The following is a 17,137-nucleotide window of genomic DNA, read 5'->3' as shown; positions in this document are numbered from 1 at the left end:
CATAACGTGGCTCATTCAAACGCAAGTCAGTTGTAATGATTGCAGGAAGTGCCAGTTCAACAGTTTGTAAACCACCGTCAACTTCACGAGTTACTTGTACTTTGCCGCCATCAACTTTCACTTCAGAAGCGAATGTACCTTGGCCCGCACCTAATAATGCGCCAAGCATTTGACCTACTTGGTTAGAGTCATCATCAATTGCTTGTTTACCAAGAAGGATAAGTTCTGGTTTTTCAGCGTCCACAACACCTTTTAAAATTTTAGCAACTTCTAAAGCGCCAATTTCATCAGTAGTTTCAACTAAAATACCGCGGTCTGCACCCAAAGCCATTGCAGAACGGATTTGTTCTTGAGCTTCTTTAGGACCTACAGAAACAACAACGATTTCTGTTACTGTTCCTTTTTCTTTTAAGCGAACCGCTTCTTCCACTGCGATTTCACAAAATGGGTTAATTGACATTTTAACGTTAGTTAGGTCAACCCCACTATTGTCCGGCTTAACACGAACTTTGACGTTGGCATCAACCACGCGTTTTACAGCAACAAGAGCCTTCATGTAATCCTCGGCTGTTCTAGCAAAAGTAAATGTTGAGAAAAGTATATTAACTCTTCAATTAAAATTTTTTAGGTGCCCTATCTTGCAATGTGTTTGGCATTTCGGTCAAGTCACAATTTTCGCTACTGCTATAAAAAAGATGAAATGCCCAGTTCACTAATTCAAATTGCTTATTCGCTCAATGAATTTAGCAAATCAGCCAAATAAATTTTAAACCTTGAATTTCTTGATATTTTAAAAAATACGGCAGCTTAAAACCCTTTAATTCTAGTGAGGAGAAAAACAACAAAAACATCATTTTCCCACCCAATGAAAGTACTTAAGGTACTCTGAAAAACTGGCAATTAAGTAAGAACATCCATAAAATAATGTTACACAAAATAAAAAGCCATTTACTGCTAACCACTTAATATCTCAGCACATATTTCTATTAAAAACAGAATATTAAGTTACCATTTAAACATAGGTAAAGGACTCCAAGGCTTTTGTAAAAAACGTTTTAATCCTAAATAAACTAGCGTTTTATGGAATCCAGAATTTGGATATTGACTCGTTAACTTTTTAAACTCGCTTCTTGGAATATTTGAACGCAATAAACCTAAAGAAAAATCTGCATAATCAGCTTGTCTAAAATATTCAACCAATGGATATTCTGAACACTTTGTCGTTGTTAATTTATGATGCTCTGTAATCATCAATGTTATTTCTATTTGCCAATCTAATAACCGATGCAAAGTAAGATAACTTAACATCACTTTGACGGATGGCTCTAAATAATCAATTGTTTTACTTGTCCATATGCCAATATCATGAAAAGCAGCTACAATCGCTATTTTACGAATAGTGTCTTCACTACTATCTTGGCTTAATATTAAACAATATGCAGCCACACGTTTACAGTGATTTAAGTATCCTTGATAATCGGCATCAATAATAGTTTGATATTTCTTCAAAATCATCTCAATGAAAATACTACATTGACTAAACGCATCTTGATCAAGTGATAAAATCAAACCTTCTTTAGTGTTCATTCTTTTGTGCTCTTGGGTGAGCTCGATCATAGACTTGTGCCAAATGATCAAAATCAATATGCGTATAAATTTGTGTCGTAGACAAATTACTATGCCCCAACATTTCTTGAACTGAGCGTAAATCACCACTGCTTGATAACATATGGCTAGCAAAACAATGGCGTAATAAATGAGGATGTAAATCCACATTTACACCGGCTCTTTGCGCTTGAAGCTTTACACGTTTTTCAATTTGTCGCGGAGTTAACACGCCACCTCTTTGAGAAATAAAAACAAAAGCATTTTGATCAAAATGGCCTTTCCAGATTTTGTAAATTTTTAACCAATTCAATAGGCTTTCTTTCGCCTTTTTTCCAAACGGTACAATACGGGTTTTATTTCCTTTACCCGTAATACGGACGAGTTGCCGATTAAAATCTATATCTTTAATTGTTAAACCTTGCAGTTCAGCGAGTCGTAAACCACTTGAGTAAAGTAACTCCAACATGGCTTTATCACGTAACCAAAGTTGCTGATCAATTGGTTTTTCAGGCATAGGTTGATCTAAAATCTGATTAACTGTTTCTATGTCGATCATACCGGGCAAAGGTCTAGGCTGACGTTTTAGTTTAAAGTCATCTGTAGGGTTAATTTCTAGATATTTTCCTTGTTCAGCCCATTTCATGAACTGGCGAATGGAAGTGAGATGACGCTGCATACTGCTTGAACTTAACTGGTCCTGCTCAACACGCTGGGCCAAATATTCACGTAAATCTGAAGCTTCAACATTTCTTAAATCAATTTGTTTGAGATCACAAAACTCAAGAAAGCTTTTAACATCTCTTTCATAAGCAGTAATCGTGTGCTCAGACTGGTTCTGAATTTTTCTTTCTTTTAACCACATTGAGAGCAGTTGTAATGCAAAATCCAAATTGCTCTCCATTTATTTGCTCATTTTATTTTTTTCAGTGTACCAAAAAGTAGTTGATCAGGAAAATTGAGATCTTACAGCATAACAACTCAATACCTTATATATGTATTACACTTTAGCTCAAGTATTTGTCGGAACCTTGCTGCCATGACCACCATACTCATACCCTATCTACTTGCAATTACCTTACTTACGCTTACCCCTGGTCTAGATACGACTTTAATTATTCGTACTGCTACACTTGAAGGTAAATCTAAAGCATTCCAAGCAGCAGTAGGCATTAGCCTTGGTTGTATCGCGTGGGGAATTGTGGTTGCTTGTGGTCTGGGTGCTTTGCTCATGGCTTCTGATTTAGCTTTTAATATATTGAAATGGATGGGGGCCGCTTATCTTGCATGGCTGGGTTTAAATATGATTTTAAAACCGCGTAGCCAACTTACTGACATGCAAGGGAGTAATTCAAATACATCCCCTTCGCAAAATTGGTTCATTAAAGGTTTCTTAGGTAATTTACTTAATCCTAAAGTCGGCATTTTTTATATTTCATTTCTTCCCCAATTTATTCTACCGCAAGCATCAGCTGTTACTTGGGTCATGGGGCTTGTGATGATTCACGTGGTGATTGGAATGTTATGGTCAACTCTATTAATTTTGGCCATGCAACCACTGTCACGTTATCTAAAGCAACCTAAATTTGTGAAATATATGGACCGTATTACAGGCAGTATTTTTGTGTTGTTTGCTTTGAAATTGGCTTTGAGCAAAAAGTAAATCTAAAAAAGCGTGCTGATATCTAGCACGCTTAATATTACTTAAAGAGTTACTTCAGCTTTTTTAAATACTCTTTTATTTGGATTGCAACTTCATCTGCATATTTTTCTGCCAGCTGATGATCTCCCCCTTGAACAATATGCAATGTTGAACTTTTAAGTATCTGATTTAAGTGTGTCCCGACTTCAACTGGACTCACTGGATCTTGGTCGCCCCAAATTAGTAAAGTTTCGACGTTTATATCTGACAAAAATTCTTCATAGTTAATATTGGTAGTAACAAACCAATCTGGATATTTTAAAAATGCTTGGCGATATGCTTCACGCCAATCTTGAATATTAAATGCAGAGAGATCGATTCCACCGGAAGTTGCAATCAAGACCAATCCCTTAATCATTTGAGATTTTTGTAAAGCTGCGGCAACAGCAAAAATTCCTCCCATAGATTGAGCAACAATTACAGATTCATCATTAATTTGATTAAGAACATAGTTTGTTAGTTCTTCAAAATTTTTAACACCTACAGATTCTGGCGTATCTCCAAAGCCCGGATAACCAATAATTTTTGAATGATACTGCTGAGGTAGTTTTTCAATCAATGGGTGCCAGAATGTAGTACTTCCTGAAGCTCCGGGAAGGAAAATTAAATTATTCATATTTTTATAAAGTAATTAAATCAAATATTATTGTACATATAAAAGAAAGCCTCTTTTATCAGTTTAGTGGATGAAAAGAGGCTTCTATTTAGGTAACGCTATTAGCCTTGGAAATAACGTAAATCCAAACGCCCATCATACACATGGGTTGTTGGACCAGTCATCCAGACCACATCACCTTCTTGCCATTCAATTTGCAATTTACCGCCAGCCAATTCAACTTCCACAGAATTAGCAAGTAAGCCACGGCGCATACCACTTACCGCAGCAGCACAAGCACCTGTACCACATGCAAGTGTTTCACCTACACCACGTTCAAATACACGAAGGCGCACATGGTTTTCATCAATTACTTGCATAAAACCAGCATTAACACGCTCAGGAAAACGTTTATGTGACTCAACTTGTGGACCAATACCAGCAACATCTGCTGTGAGTACATCAGGAACAATAGTTACAGCGTGAGGATTGCCCATATTGACCACATCAATACTAATGGTTTGGTCATTGGCTAATTCAAGTGTATATAAAGCTTCCGGTTGTTCAGCAACAAATGGAATTTCATTTGGTAAAAATTTCGGGTAACCCATATTCACGCGTACCCAACCATTTTGCCCAAGTTCTGGCTTTACAATACCTGCTTTGGTTTGAACAGTAATATTGGTTTTGCTCGTTAAATGACGCTCATGGACAAAACGAGCAAAACAACGGACACCGTTACCACACTGTTCAACTTCAGAACCATCGGCATTAAAAATACGATATTTAAAATCCGCTTCTGGTAAATCTGGTGGTTCAACAATCAAAAGCTGATCAAAACCAATCCCAAAATGACGGTCAGCTAAGCGTTGAATTGTTTCTGTATCTAAATAAGCACGCTGGCTAATCAGATCAACCACCATAAAGTCATTGCCTAAGCCATGCATTTTAGTAAATTCTAATAACATCTCATTTACTCCTCAGGCAATAAACGTTCTTTTTCCCAAAGGGATTCAACTGTTTCACGTTCACGAATCAAATGAGCTTTATCACCTGATACCATTACTTCAGCGGCACGTCCACGTGTATTGTAATTTGAGCTCATTACAAAACCATAAGCACCAGCACCGAGAACAGCTAACAAGTCATTTTCTTTTAAAGCCAATGAACGATCTTTACCAATGAAGTCACCTGTCTCACAGATTGCACCAACAAGATCCCAAGTTTTTTCTTCAGTATCTGAACTTGGTACCACAGGCTGGATATCCATCCATGCTTCATATAATGCAGGGCGAATTAAATCGTTCATTGCAGCATCAATAATGGCAAAGTTACGGTGGCTCGTTGGTTTAAGCAAATCAACTTTTGTTAAAAGCACACCTGCATTTGCACTAATGCTACGACCCGGCTCCATATAAACTTTGAGACCTAACTTTTCTAAAGCAGGTTTCATTGAGTTAGCATATTCTTCAACACTTGGCGGTGTTTCATCTTTATAACAAACGCCTAAACCACCACCAATATCAATATGTTTAAGATTGATGCCAAGTTTTTTCAATTCATCGATCATTAACATGACACGATCTAAAGCATCAACAAATGGCTTAGTCTCAGTTAATTGCGAACCGATGTGGCAGTCAATCCCAATAATTTCAAGGTTAGGTAAAGATGCAGCATATTGATAGGTTTCATAAACGGTATCACTTGGAATACCAAATTTATTTTCTTTAAGACCTGTTGAAATATAAGGATGAGTTTTTGCATCTACATCAGGATTTACACGTAAAGAAATCGGAGCTTTCTTACCCAAACGAGCCGCAACTTTTTGGAGACGGTCTAGTTCTGCATATGACTCTACATTAAAGCAGGCAATACCCACATTTAATGATGTTTCAATATCAGCTTCCGTTTTACCTAAACCCGAAAAAACAATTTTAGATGCATCCCCGCCCGCTTTTAAAACACGTGCAAGTTCCCCACCAGATACAATGTCAAAACCCGCACCAAGTTTTGCCAATACATTAAGAACAGCTAAATTTGAGTTAGATTTCACCGCAAAACAGATTTGATGATCAATAAAGTCAAAAGCACGATCCATATCTAGATAATGTTTTTCAAAAGCTGTTTTTGAATAAACATACAACGGTGTGCCAAATTGCTGTGCAAGCTGCTCCAGAGAACATTGCTCTGCGTGCAATACTCCATTAATGCGGGTGAAACTCATGAATGTGTCCTTATTTCAAAGCTTAAGGTGATGTTGTTTGGGTTGGAGCTGTTGAAGATTCGACTGACTGTTCAGCCTTTTCATCGTTTTGCACAACTTGTTTTGATTCTTTATTACGATAGAGCAAGTATTTTGCACGTTTGTCATAATTTGGATCAGAAGGTAGTTGTAATACTCCTGACTGACCACAAGCACTAAGCAAAACACTGCTGCTCAATAAACTGATGAGGCAAATGACACGACGCATCTGAGCACCTGATTTAAACAATTCGATGCAGTATACCGTGATCATGCAAGCGGCTAAAGAGTAAACTTGAAGAGAAAAACAATATGCATAAAAAACGCCAGCTTTTCAGCCGGCGTTTAGTCATAACCAAATAAGTTTAATTATTTTTTATGACGCGGTTTATAGAAGAAGAAATAACCAATGAGCAAGATAATAAACCAGATTGGACTGACCTTAAGCGCCTTAAATGTGTCAGGCTCTAAAGACAACACGTAAATCATACCAACAAAGAAAATAATCGTGATCCAACATGTGAATAAACCACCCGGTAATTTAAATGTTGATTTGGCATGTAACTCAGGACGCGTAGTGTAATAGCGGATGTAACTCCAAATAATTAACAACCATACGCAAATGAACAGAATCGTTGAAAGCGTCGTTGCAAGCGTAAATGCTTCAACTGTATTTGGCACAAAATATTGTAAAGCGGCACCTAACAATAAACACGCAGCAGAGAAATACAATGCATTTGCAGGTACTGCACGTTTGTTAAGTTTACCAAAAGCTTTTGGCCCTTGGTCTTCACGTGATAGACCAAATAACATACGACTTGTTGAAAACACACCACTGTTCATTGATGACATCACTGATGACAACACGACTAAGTTCATCAAGATTGCTGCTGCTGCAACACCTGCTTGACTAAACAAGTTTACAAACGGACTGATGGCTGGATCAATTCTGTTCCATGGTGTTACTGACATTACAATAATTAATGCGAACACATAGAAAATAATGATACGAATTGGAATTGAGTTAATTGCTTTAGGCAAATTACGTTCAGGATCTTTAGTTTCCGCAGCTGTTGTTCCGACTAGTTCTACACCAACGAAAGCAAAAATCGCAATCTGGAAGCCTGCCAAGAAACCATGCACCCCTGTTGGGAAGAAACCACCATTGGCCCAAAGATGAGTAAATGAAGCAACTTCACCTGTAGTAGAGGTAAAGCCCGTAAAGATCATCCATAAACCCACAGCAATTAAAATAATAATTGCAAGGATCTTAATAAGCGCAAACCAAAACTCCAATTCACCAAACAAGCGAACCGTTAACAAGTTCAAGCCCATAATGAATACGATGGCCGCAACACTGATCATGGCACCTTCGACTGGTGAGAAAGGTAGACCATTATTGAAGAATTGTAAGTAATAGATAATTGCAGAAAGATCGGCAATACCAATGGTGATCCAGCATAGCCAGTACGTCCAGCCTACAAAATAACCTGCCCATGGGCCAATTAAATCTGTTGTAAAATCAATAAATGATTTATAGGCCAAATTTGAAAGAAGTAGTTCGCCAAGCGCACGCATGACAAAAAACACCATCACACCAATAATCAGGTAAATGAATAAGATTGATGGACCGGCAAGACTAATTGTTTTGCCTGATCCCATAAACAATCCCGTACCAATTGCACCGCCAATCGCGATCAGCTGTAAATGCCGATTAGAGAGGCTACGATGGAGCTCACCTTGTTCATGAGACTCACTCAGATTTTGATTCGACATCTTATCAATACACTCCAGTAATTTTTTTTAGTCCGTTAGCTAAAATCAAAAAGACGATATCGCACCATTTGCAGGTATCTTTTAAATGTATATTTTTTGACAATTTTTCAGCTAACCGATTTTTATCTGTATTGCTGATGATTTCAAGCTACATACAATTAAATCTGATAATACGCACAAGCCCATAGCAATACAACGCACTTTACGGTCTAAAAACATGACTTGAACTGGTCTGATTTTTAAATTAAAAAGACAACTCGATTTGATTGTTTCTCTAATATTCAATTTCATTTCAGTCCTTCATCTGTTTATTAAAAAACACCCCTGCTCGATCTTAATCTTTTAGATTATTTAACACATGACAAAGACCTGATTTTTACGTTGTTTTAAATTAAGCAAAATGTATTCCACATCAGTCAATTTCTCTATTTCGCTTTTTGCTATACTGTGTTTTTACTGATTATGAAGTTTTTAGCTGAAGTCGAATATGAGCAAAGTCAAAACTGTTTACCGTTGCGAACAATGTGGTGCTGACCACCTTAAATGGGCAGGTCAATGTTCAGAGTGTGGTGAATGGAATTGTCTTAGTGAAGTCAGAGTAGAACCAACCACTGCGCACCGAGCACGTCCCAAAACTGGGGGCTATGCAGGCCAAGCCGCCAATATTACAACACTCAATAAAGTCTCAGTTTCCCATGAAACCCGCTTACAGACAGGTATTAGCGAATTTGATCGTGTACTTGGCGGAGGCTTAGTTACCGGTTCAGTCGTACTGATCGGCGGTGACCCCGGTATTGGTAAATCAACCATTCTGTTACAAACCGCAACCCACATGGCAAGCGCAAAAAGCTCTGCACTTTATATTACGGGTGAAGAATCGTTATCTCAGGTTGCTCTTCGTGCTCAACGTCTTGATTTGCCTACTGACAAATTAAAAGCCATGGCCGAAACCTGTGTAGAACGAATTTGTGAAGTTTTAGAACAAGAAAAACCTGCGGTGGCTATTTTAGATTCTATTCAGACGCTTTACACCGAAACACTTCAATCGGCACCAGGTGGTGTTTCTCAAATTCGTGAATCTGCTGCATTACTTACACGCTATGCAAAAAATAGTGGCACAGCGCTATTTCTTGTTGGTCATGTGACCAAAGAAGGTGCACTTGCTGGTCCTCGTGTTTTAGAGCACATGGTGGATTGTGTACTTTACTTTGAAGGTCAATCTGACTCACGCTATCGAATGATTCGTGCGGTTAAAAACCGTTTTGGTGCGGTCAATGAACTGGGTGTATTTGCCATGACAGATAAAGGGTTACGTGAAGTTGCTAACCCTTCTGCCATTTTCTTGAGTCGTTATGATGAAGCCATCCCTGGTTCAATTGTCATGATTAGCCGTGAAGGGACTCGTCCTCTTTTGGTCGAAGTACAAGCTTTAGTTGACGATGCACAAGGCCAACCACGACGTGTCGCATTAGGTCTTGAACAAAACCGTTTAAACATGCTCCTTGCTGTAATGCATCGTCATGGCGGTGTCCAAACCACGGGACAAGACGTCTATGTCAACATTGTAGGTGGATTAAAAATTACTGAAACAGGTTCCGATTTAGCGGTTTTGTTAGCATGTGCTTCAAGTCTACGTACTAAAGCCCTACCCCAACAACTTGCAGTTTTTGGAGAAGTTGGTCTTTCTGGTGAAATTCGTCCAGTCCCTAATGGTCAGGAGCGCTTAAAAGAAGCGGCTAAACATGGCTTTAAATATGTCATTTTACCAAGAGGGAATGCGCCGCAAAAAGCAATTCCAGGCGTACAAGTCATTGCGGTTGCCCGCCTGCATGAAGCATTGACCGAAGCAATGCAACTTAGTGATGAATTGACATAAAAAAACATACTTTTATAGTTGAAATTTAGTGCAAATACCTTCATAAATACTATTACAATTTAATTTTAAACAGGAATTTCCTATGGAAGTACACCAGCGTGGCTTGATTACCGGTATTTTAATGGCTGCTTTAGCGATTTCGCCTCTTGCTGAAGCTAAACGTGCAGGTGGTGGTAAAAGCCACGGTATGGCACGCTCTACTACTTCAAGCCAGTCTTATCAACAACCTCGTCAAGTGACTCCTGCTCAACAACCTGCTACTGCACCTCAAAGATCTGGTCCAGGTGTGGGTTCAATGGTTGCAGCTGGTGTGGCTGGTGCTGCCGTAGGTGCTGTTGCAGCAAATGCTTTAGCTGATGACAAACCAACATCAACTGAACATCAAGCAACTCAAGCTGGAACAGACCAAGCTGCTCAAGCACAAGAAGAGAAAAAAGGTGGTATCCCTGGCTGGATTTGGGTTTTACTTGCAGCAGCTTTAGCCTTTTTTGTATTCCGCAAATTGGGCGCAAAAAAAAAATTAGCGGGTAATAATCCTTACGCACCAAACAACGGCGGTCAAAACCCATTTGGCCGTTCTGCTGCGCCACAAGCAACACCACGTAATGCTGGAGATAATACAAACATCTTTGGTCAGTCTGTGACTGGTGGTGCTGCAACCCAAGCTCCTTTTGGCGGTGTAACAACTAGCAATGGCAACCAACTTCCAGACGGTAGTGAACCAGCGGCGTTCTTGCGTATCGCACGTCAACGTTTTAACCACATCCAATCGATGAATACTGCAAGTAACATTGAAGAAATTCGCCGTTACTTAACACCAGAACTTTATACTTCTATGTATAACGACATCATGGAAAACCAAGATCAAGACGTTGCTGAATTTAGCAATCTTAATGCGATGGTTGTAGACAGTGCGACTGAAAATGGTCAATACGTTGTGAGCGTACGCTTCACAGGTAACGTGAGTGAAGATTTAAACAGCTTGCCACAACCATTTACTGAAATCTGGCACTTTGTTAAACCTGCTGGCTCTCAGCAAGACTGGGTAGTTGCTGGTATTCAACAAGCTTAAATTGAATAAGCTCTAAATAAAAAAGCCACAATATTGTGGCTTTTTTATTTGTTAGTTTTTTAAGCAATGTCTGCGGGAAATGTAATGACTTTTTCAATTTTGACCTGATCCATCGCAACCATTAATAGACGGTCTATACCTAAAGCAATTCCCGAACATTCCGGCATATGAGGTAAAGCAGCTAATAGATGTTCATCTAAAGGCATGACATGAAGGCCTTGCTTAGCCCGCTCTGAATTGTCTGCTTCAAAGCGTGAACGTAACACCTCTGCATCAAGCAATTCGTCATAGGCATTTGCCAGCTCTAAACCTTCAATATAAACCTCAAAACGGGCAGCAACCTCTTCCCCATCTTCATCCAGTTTTACCTTTGCCAAAGATGCCATTTCTGGTGGAAAGTCGGTTAAAAAGACAGGTGCATCAAACCCCAAACTTGGTTCAACAAAATGCGAGAATAATAAATCGGTATAAGCTAAACGGTCGTCACCTAAATCAAGGTTTAAGCCCACACGATTTGCCGTATCTTTAAGTTGCTTCAACGTTGCTTGTAATGGATTAATGTCTAGACGATCTTGAAAGGCATGCTTATAACTTAGAATAAAAGGACGAACTTCACCCAAACGATGCTGCAAGCAGGTTTGCAATAAATCGGCAGTTTCATGCATTAAAGCTTTTAAATCTAAACTCGGGCGGTACCATTCAAGCATCGTAAATTCACTATTGTGTTTACGCCCGTGTTCATCATCTCGAAAAACCTTACAAATCTGATAAATCGGCCCACTACCACTCGCCAATAGCCGTTTCATGGCAAACTCAGGCGAAGTCTGCAAATATTGAGTTTGCAATTTGCCATTGATATGGCGCAAAGCTTGAACAGACGCTAAATGCACATCGGTGACACCTGCTTGTGAAACAATCGGTGTTTCAACTTCCATGACGCCACGTTCTGCAAAAAACTGACGAATCTGGTTGTAGAGCTTGGCACGAGCTTTTAAGGCATCAATTGAACAAGTAGGTTGATAACTTAAACTCATGCCTGCGGCCCTCCATGTGCTGCCCATTCCCGACGTAGCGGATAGTTTTTACGTAATAAATCAAATGCTTTTTGCTCTACTTTGCCATCTTTAATACAAGCACGTATGTTGGCATCGTCTTGTGCAATATCATAAATTTGAGTTAATTTTTGCTTTAACACAGCCTTTAAGTCATGACCTGAAAAATAATCTTCGCACGCAGGCAATTGTGTCTCGAAACGCTTATTTATATTGAACCCAAACTTTTGGCAAAACGCTTCGTAAATCATTTGTGTACCGCGGGCCTTCCCTTCGAGGCTATAACCAGCAATATGCGGTGTCGCCAAAGCCAACATGTCTATAAGCTCTTCTGAGATGACTGGCTCATGCTCAAATACATCCAACACAACTTTACGTTTGGTACGTTGAATATCTTCGATTAAAGCCGCTTCTTTAACGACTGGACCACGCGCACTATTAATTAAAATCGTGTTAGGTTGAAGTACTGCAAAAGCTTGCTCATCAAAAAGATGATACGTCGCATGCTCAACATTTTTAGTTAAAGGCACATGAATTGAAATTGCATTCGCTTGTTTCAAAAGCGTTTCTAAGCTTACATTTTCAATTGAATCTAACTGTACATACGGGTCAAAGCCAATCACACGCCAGCCAAGCAACTGAGCCATATATGCTAACCGTTTACCGACGTTTCCAAGGCCCACAATGCCTAGGGTAAATTTTTCTTGTTGTTCTAAAAGGTTGGCATCTAAATGCAGTAAAGCAGTAATTACATATTCGGCAACCGCCTGTGCATTACAACCTGCTGCATTTGCCCACGTAATTTCTTGTTTTTCTAAAGCTGGAATATCTAAATGATCGGTACCAATAGTGGCACTACCTACATATTTTATTGAAGTGTCTCGAATTAAACTCTCGTTAACTGCGGTTACCGAGCGAACCAATAAAGCCTCTGCATCTTTTACATCTGCATGAGTTAAGGTACGCCCTGCATGGTGTTGAATATCGCCAAACTCTGAAAAAAAGTAATCGGTAAATGCCAAATTTTCATCTGCGACGATTTTCATTGTCTGCAACTCATAGCTTATAAAAACGTTATTATCCTTTGAGTTGTAGCAAAGTACAATGTTAATGCCTTTAAATTAGTACTCTATATCTTGAACCTTTAGAACTTATAAACCACCGCTAAAATAGAAATAAGCCATCATAGCCAAAGTTATCCAAACTAGAATAATCAACACAGCAACCAAATAATTTTGGGGACGGCGTTCTTGTTGTTCAAGCCATTCTTCAGCTTGTTGTTCCGCCTCTAAAATAACGTGTTTGGGCGTAAAGCGAACAGCTAACCAAATGAGTATTGGTAAAATTAAAGCCTCATCAAGCAAACCCAAAACAGGAATAAAATCTGGAATTAAATCAATAGGACTAAAAGCATAAGCTACCGCCACAACAGCAATAATTTTTGGTAACAACGGCATTTGCGGGTGCTTCGATGCAAACCACAGCATAATAATTTGTTTTTTTAGATGTTTTGCCCAATCTTTTAGAGACTGCAACCAAGACATTGGGACTCACTCCAACCTACCGAAGTCTGATAATAAAGTATAAAACTCATGCCTAGCTTAAAATTAGAAAAAATAGAAATGTAAATTTCTATCTTTTTGATCATTCTTTTAATGAGAGTTTATTTAATGGTTATTTTAAGGCTTCATACTTCGGTATATAAAACAAAGCCATCACCACGACAAAAACTAGCCAAAGTTAGACCCGATATTTTTGCCAGCCGAATAGCCATGCTGGTTGGGGCAGAAATTGAAGCCAATAAACCTATATTTAACTGAGCGCATTTACGAATTAATTCATAGCTTGCACGACTGGTCATGACAACAAAACCAGAACTTGTATCATAATTTTCTTGGGCTAAATAACCGAGTAATTTATCTAAAGCATTGTGACGTCCCACATCTTCAAACAAAGCGATAATTTGGCCTTCAACGACCCAAGCTGCTGCATGGGCGCCTCCTGTTAAAGCAGTAATTTCTTGCCGATTCTTTAAATGAGCAATTGCCATCGGAATTTGCGCAAGCCATTCTTTAGAAGGTTCGGTGGTAATTTTAGGAACATCGAGATGAAACTGCTCTAAACTTTCAATACCACATAAACCACAGCCCGTACGCCCAACCATCATTCGTCTACGTTCTTTTAATGTGGCAAATGCTCTAGATGAAATCGTCATTTGAACTTCAATACCAAGCTCACTTTGATGAACCTCAATGGCATACAGTTCTTTTAAGCTCGTTAAAATCCCTTCAGAGAGACTAAAACCTTTAGCAAACAAACTCACATCGGTCGGTGTCGCCATCATCACTGCATGAGAAATACCGTTATATACCAAAGCAATTGGATACTCTTGAACAATATTATCTAAAACACTTTCAGATTCGGTTTTCTTAAACCGTTGTACTTGTAATGTTTCAACCCCATAAGAATGTGGTGTCAAAATAATTTCCTTTATATTGGAATGGCGCCTTTTGGAAGCGCCATCTGTTTCAATTACATTTCTAATATCGCCTTTGATTTAAAGGCTGCTTACTTTTCTATCTGCATCTTCAGGGTCAACTGCTGTTGCCAAATTAAAGTGTTCAGGTGCATCACCGGCATGCAAAATCACAGGAACACTTTTTGAAGCCGGAATCTTGGCATATTTATCATGACTGCTTAAGGCCACTAAAGGATTGGTTTCCGGATAGTAAGCAGCTAAGCTGCCCCGTGGAATGTTGTAAGGCACAATTCGGAAACTATGCACAATACGTTTAACGCCATCCGAGAAAACACTTTCAATATCGACCCATTGGTTTGCTTCGAAGCCAGCTTCATCAATATCGGCCTGATTCATAAACAATACACGGCGTTGACCAAAGACCCCACGGTAACGGTCATCGAGACCATATAGCGTGGTGTTGTACTGATCGTGAGAACGAGTCGTCATTAAGGTATAAACTTTACTCTCGGTATAGGCCGCAGCATATTGATTTTCTTTATCGCCATAGACTTCATTAAGCGGCGTAATCATAAACTGTGCTTTACCACTTTTTGTATTCCAGATGTGCTGATTGGCTGGATGCTCTAAGTGGAATCCACCTGGTTCATAGACCCGTAGATTAAAGTCATGGAACTCATCAAAGACATCAGCAATTGAATCACGGATACGGTCATAGCTTTCGATGTACCATTTCCATTTAATTTGGCTATCTGGTAACACGGCCTCTGCCATTCTTGCCACAATGTCTGGCTCAGATAAAATATTTTCAGAAATTGGAGTATTACGCCCTGCCGACAAATGAATATTACTCATCGAATCTTCGACTGAAATGGCCTGTGGGCCATGGAGTTGCTCATCAATTTCAGTACGGCCTAAACATGGCAAAATGAGTGCCTCTTTACCACACACCAAATGACTACGGTTTAACTTGGTTGCGACATGAACAGTTAAATTACACTTTCTAAGTGCTTCTTGGGTATACGGTGTATCAGGGGTTGCAACTGCAAAGTTTCCGCCTAGACCAATAAAGACTTTGACCTCGCCTTCAGCCATGGCTTTAATGGTTTCGACGACACCATGTCCATTTTTTCTAGGGGATTTAATGCCAAACACACGGTCAATGTTGTCTAGTAATTTAGGGCTAGGTAACTCATTAATGCCCATGGTTCGGTCGCCTTGCACATTACTGTGCCCACGAACTGGACATAACCCTGCACCTGGCCTGCCAATTTGACCACGTGCCAACAATAAATTCGCTAACATATGTACATTGGCAGTTCCGTGGCGGTGCTGGGTAATTCCCATACCCCAACAAAAAATTGAACGTTCAGAATCTAAAAAGAGTTTGGCTAATTTTTCTAAATGTTCAGCAGACAAACCTGAATGTTTATAGATATCTGCCCATTCAGTTTTTTCAACCTCAGCAATCATTTCATCAAAACCAATGGTATTTACGGCAATAAAATTCCGGTCAAAAACGCTTGGTTTTCCTGACGCAATGGCTTTTTTATCCCACTCATTTAAGTGCTTTAAAATACCTAACATCAGTGCGTAGTCACCACCAATTTTAGGTTGGAAATAATAACGGCTAATCGGTGTACTGCCATTGGTCATCATTTCAAGCGGTGCTTGTGGGTCTTGGAAACGCTCTAAACCTCGTTCTTTAATTGGGTTAATCGCAACAATGTTGCCGCCACGTTTAGACACTTCACGCAAAGTACCTAACATACGCGGGTGATTGGTTCCGGGATTATGCCCAAAACTAAAAATTGCATCGGCTAAATCAAAGTCTTCTAGGGTGACTGTGCCCTTTCCTAAACCAATCGAATCAAGTAACCCAACGCTTGTCGTTTCATGGCACATGTTCGAACAATCTGGAAAGTTATTTGTACCAAAGCTTCGCACAAACAGTTGATATAGAAATGCCGCTTCGTTACTGGCGCGACCAGACGTATAAAATGCCGCTTGGTCTGGGTTGTCTAGCGCATGAAGATGTTTAGCAATAATCTGAAATGCTTCATCCCATGAAATGGGTACATATTTATCAGTTGCCGCATCGTAGCGAACTGGATCAGTTAAACGCCCTAAGTCTTCAAGAAAAAAATCACTTTGTTCGGACAACCAACTAACTGTATGCCCTGCAAAATATTCAGGAGTAACTGTTTTACTGGTTGCTTCAAACGCAACCGCTTTTGCTCCGTTTTCGCAGAAATTAAACGCATGAGCATTTTTCTTTTCAGGCCATGCACAACCCGGACAATCAAAGCCTGTAGGCTGATTAATATTGAGTAAGGTAATCGAACCTTTTTTTAAAATATCTTGTCGTTTTAGATTTCGAGCGACACTGAGTAGCGCCCCCCATCCCCCAGCAGGATGAGTGTAGGGTTCAATTCGTGCAAAGCCGTTATTTTCTTGTATATGCTTTTGTTCTTCTGAATTATCCACTTTGTCATCCTCTTAATTCTTTTTACATATTCAACAGATGCAATAAATTCACAACTTCATTATGGTTATATCTACGCTATCTGCTGTCTAGCTTATGGGTAGAGTCCGCTTTTTATGCTATTCCCAATATTTTAAAAGCTGGCTCAATCGTTCTTATAATATGTGCCATATTTTTTATAATTACAATAATTTAGCCAAATCCAAAAAATCATTTAAATTAAATAATAACAATACCTTAACATCAGAAAGAT

The 17,137-nt window shown here is 39.3% G+C and carries 16 protein-coding genes; 3 read left to right on the top strand and 13 right to left on the bottom strand.

Translation table 11 applies throughout. The annotated features are described in order from the left end of the window. The 3 genes from BMW38_RS15130 to xerA form a co-directional block, all read right to left on the bottom strand. Positions 1-556: electron transfer flavoprotein subunit beta/FixA family protein (locus BMW38_RS15130; protein ID WP_092709544.1), on the bottom strand; the 556-nt coding region annotated here is incomplete at its 3' end. Between the two features lie 449 nt (positions 557-1,005). Further along, a complete protein-coding gene (locus BMW38_RS15125; protein ID WP_092709540.1) occupies positions 1,006-1,587 on the bottom strand; it encodes an HD domain-containing protein in 582 nt (193 codons plus the stop codon). Then, complete coding sequence (gene xerA / locus BMW38_RS15120) at positions 1,577-2,470, bottom strand: site-specific tyrosine recombinase/integron integrase (RefSeq protein ID WP_080595434.1); 894 nt, start codon at positions 2,468-2,470, stop codon at positions 1,577-1,579. Before xerA ends, BMW38_RS15125 begins: the two co-directional genes overlap by 11 nt. 174 nt (positions 2,471-2,644) lie before the next feature. Between xerA and BMW38_RS15115 the strand changes: the two genes are divergently transcribed. Next, positions 2,645-3,268 carry a LysE family translocator gene (locus tag BMW38_RS15115; RefSeq protein WP_092709537.1) on the top strand — a complete coding sequence of 208 codons (624 nt, stop codon included), beginning with the start codon at positions 2,645-2,647 and terminating at the stop codon, positions 3,266-3,268. A 49-nt stretch (positions 3,269-3,317) separates the two neighbouring features. On the opposite strand, the gene BMW38_RS15110 is transcribed toward BMW38_RS15115, so the two are convergent. The 5 genes from BMW38_RS15110 to BMW38_RS15090 all read right to left on the bottom strand — a co-directional run bounded on the left by BMW38_RS15110 (position 3,318) and on the right by BMW38_RS15090 (position 7,920). After that, a complete protein-coding gene (locus tag BMW38_RS15110) occupies positions 3,318-3,923 on the bottom strand; it encodes an alpha/beta fold hydrolase (RefSeq protein WP_092709534.1) in 606 nt (201 codons plus the stop codon). 101 nt (positions 3,924-4,024) lie between these two features. Then, a complete protein-coding gene (gene dapF / locus BMW38_RS15105; RefSeq protein WP_092709531.1) occupies positions 4,025-4,870 on the bottom strand; it encodes a diaminopimelate epimerase in 846 nt (281 codons plus the stop codon). 5 nt (positions 4,871-4,875) lie between these two features. Next, positions 4,876-6,126, bottom strand: coding sequence for a diaminopimelate decarboxylase (lysA, locus tag BMW38_RS15100; RefSeq protein ID WP_092709527.1), 1,251 nt, complete (start codon positions 6,124-6,126; stop codon positions 4,876-4,878). Between the two features lie 22 nt (positions 6,127-6,148). Beyond that, entirely contained in the window at positions 6,149-6,373 is a 225-nt protein-coding gene (locus tag BMW38_RS15095; protein WP_092709524.1) for an LPS translocon maturation chaperone LptM, read from the bottom strand. A 140-nt stretch (positions 6,374-6,513) separates the two neighbouring features. Continuing rightward, a complete protein-coding gene (locus BMW38_RS15090; protein ID WP_092709521.1) occupies positions 6,514-7,920 on the bottom strand; it encodes an amino acid permease in 1,407 nt (468 codons plus the stop codon). A gap of 487 nt (positions 7,921-8,407) precedes the next feature. On the opposite strand from BMW38_RS15090, the gene radA reads away from it, so the two are divergent. Then, entirely contained in the window at positions 8,408-9,796 is a 1,389-nt protein-coding gene (gene radA / locus BMW38_RS15085; RefSeq protein WP_092709518.1) for a DNA repair protein RadA, read from the top strand. Between the two features lie 82 nt (positions 9,797-9,878). Further along, positions 9,879-10,868, top strand: coding sequence for a Tim44 domain-containing protein (locus BMW38_RS15080; protein WP_092709515.1), 990 nt, complete (start codon positions 9,879-9,881; stop codon positions 10,866-10,868). A 59-nt stretch (positions 10,869-10,927) separates the two neighbouring features. Here the strand turns inward: BMW38_RS15080 and epmA are convergent, their stop codons facing one another. The 5 genes from epmA to BMW38_RS15055 all read right to left on the bottom strand — a co-directional run bounded on the left by epmA (position 10,928) and on the right by BMW38_RS15055 (position 16,886). Further along, the gene (epmA, locus tag BMW38_RS15075) at positions 10,928-11,902 is read right to left on the bottom strand and encodes an EF-P lysine aminoacylase EpmA (RefSeq protein ID WP_092709512.1); all 975 of its coding nucleotides are present in this window, start codon (positions 11,900-11,902) and stop codon (positions 10,928-10,930) included. After that, complete coding sequence (locus tag BMW38_RS15070; RefSeq protein WP_092709509.1) at positions 11,899-12,966, bottom strand: 4-phosphoerythronate dehydrogenase; 1,068 nt, start codon at positions 12,964-12,966, stop codon at positions 11,899-11,901. The genes epmA and BMW38_RS15070 overlap by 4 nt, the downstream gene beginning before the upstream one ends. A 105-nt stretch (positions 12,967-13,071) precedes the next feature. Next, a complete protein-coding gene (locus tag BMW38_RS15065; RefSeq protein ID WP_092709506.1) occupies positions 13,072-13,464 on the bottom strand; it encodes a YkvA family protein in 393 nt (130 codons plus the stop codon). Between the two features lie 143 nt (positions 13,465-13,607). Next, positions 13,608-14,399, bottom strand: coding sequence for a formate dehydrogenase accessory sulfurtransferase FdhD (gene fdhD / locus BMW38_RS15060; protein WP_092709503.1), 792 nt, complete (start codon positions 14,397-14,399; stop codon positions 13,608-13,610). A gap of 78 nt (positions 14,400-14,477) precedes the next feature. Beyond that, positions 14,478-16,886 (bottom strand): FdhF/YdeP family oxidoreductase, encoded by a 2,409-nt coding sequence (locus BMW38_RS15055; protein WP_092709500.1) that lies wholly within the window; start codon positions 16,884-16,886, stop codon positions 14,478-14,480. Positions 16,887-17,137: the final 251 nt, after the last annotated feature.

It is taken from the genome of Acinetobacter sp. yr461 (assembly GCF_900110445.1).
GTDB classification, from domain to species: domain Bacteria; phylum Pseudomonadota; class Gammaproteobacteria; order Pseudomonadales; family Moraxellaceae; genus Acinetobacter; species Acinetobacter calcoaceticus.
Note: the sequence above shows the minus strand (reverse complement) of the source record. Positions and strands in the feature narration are given on the sequence as shown.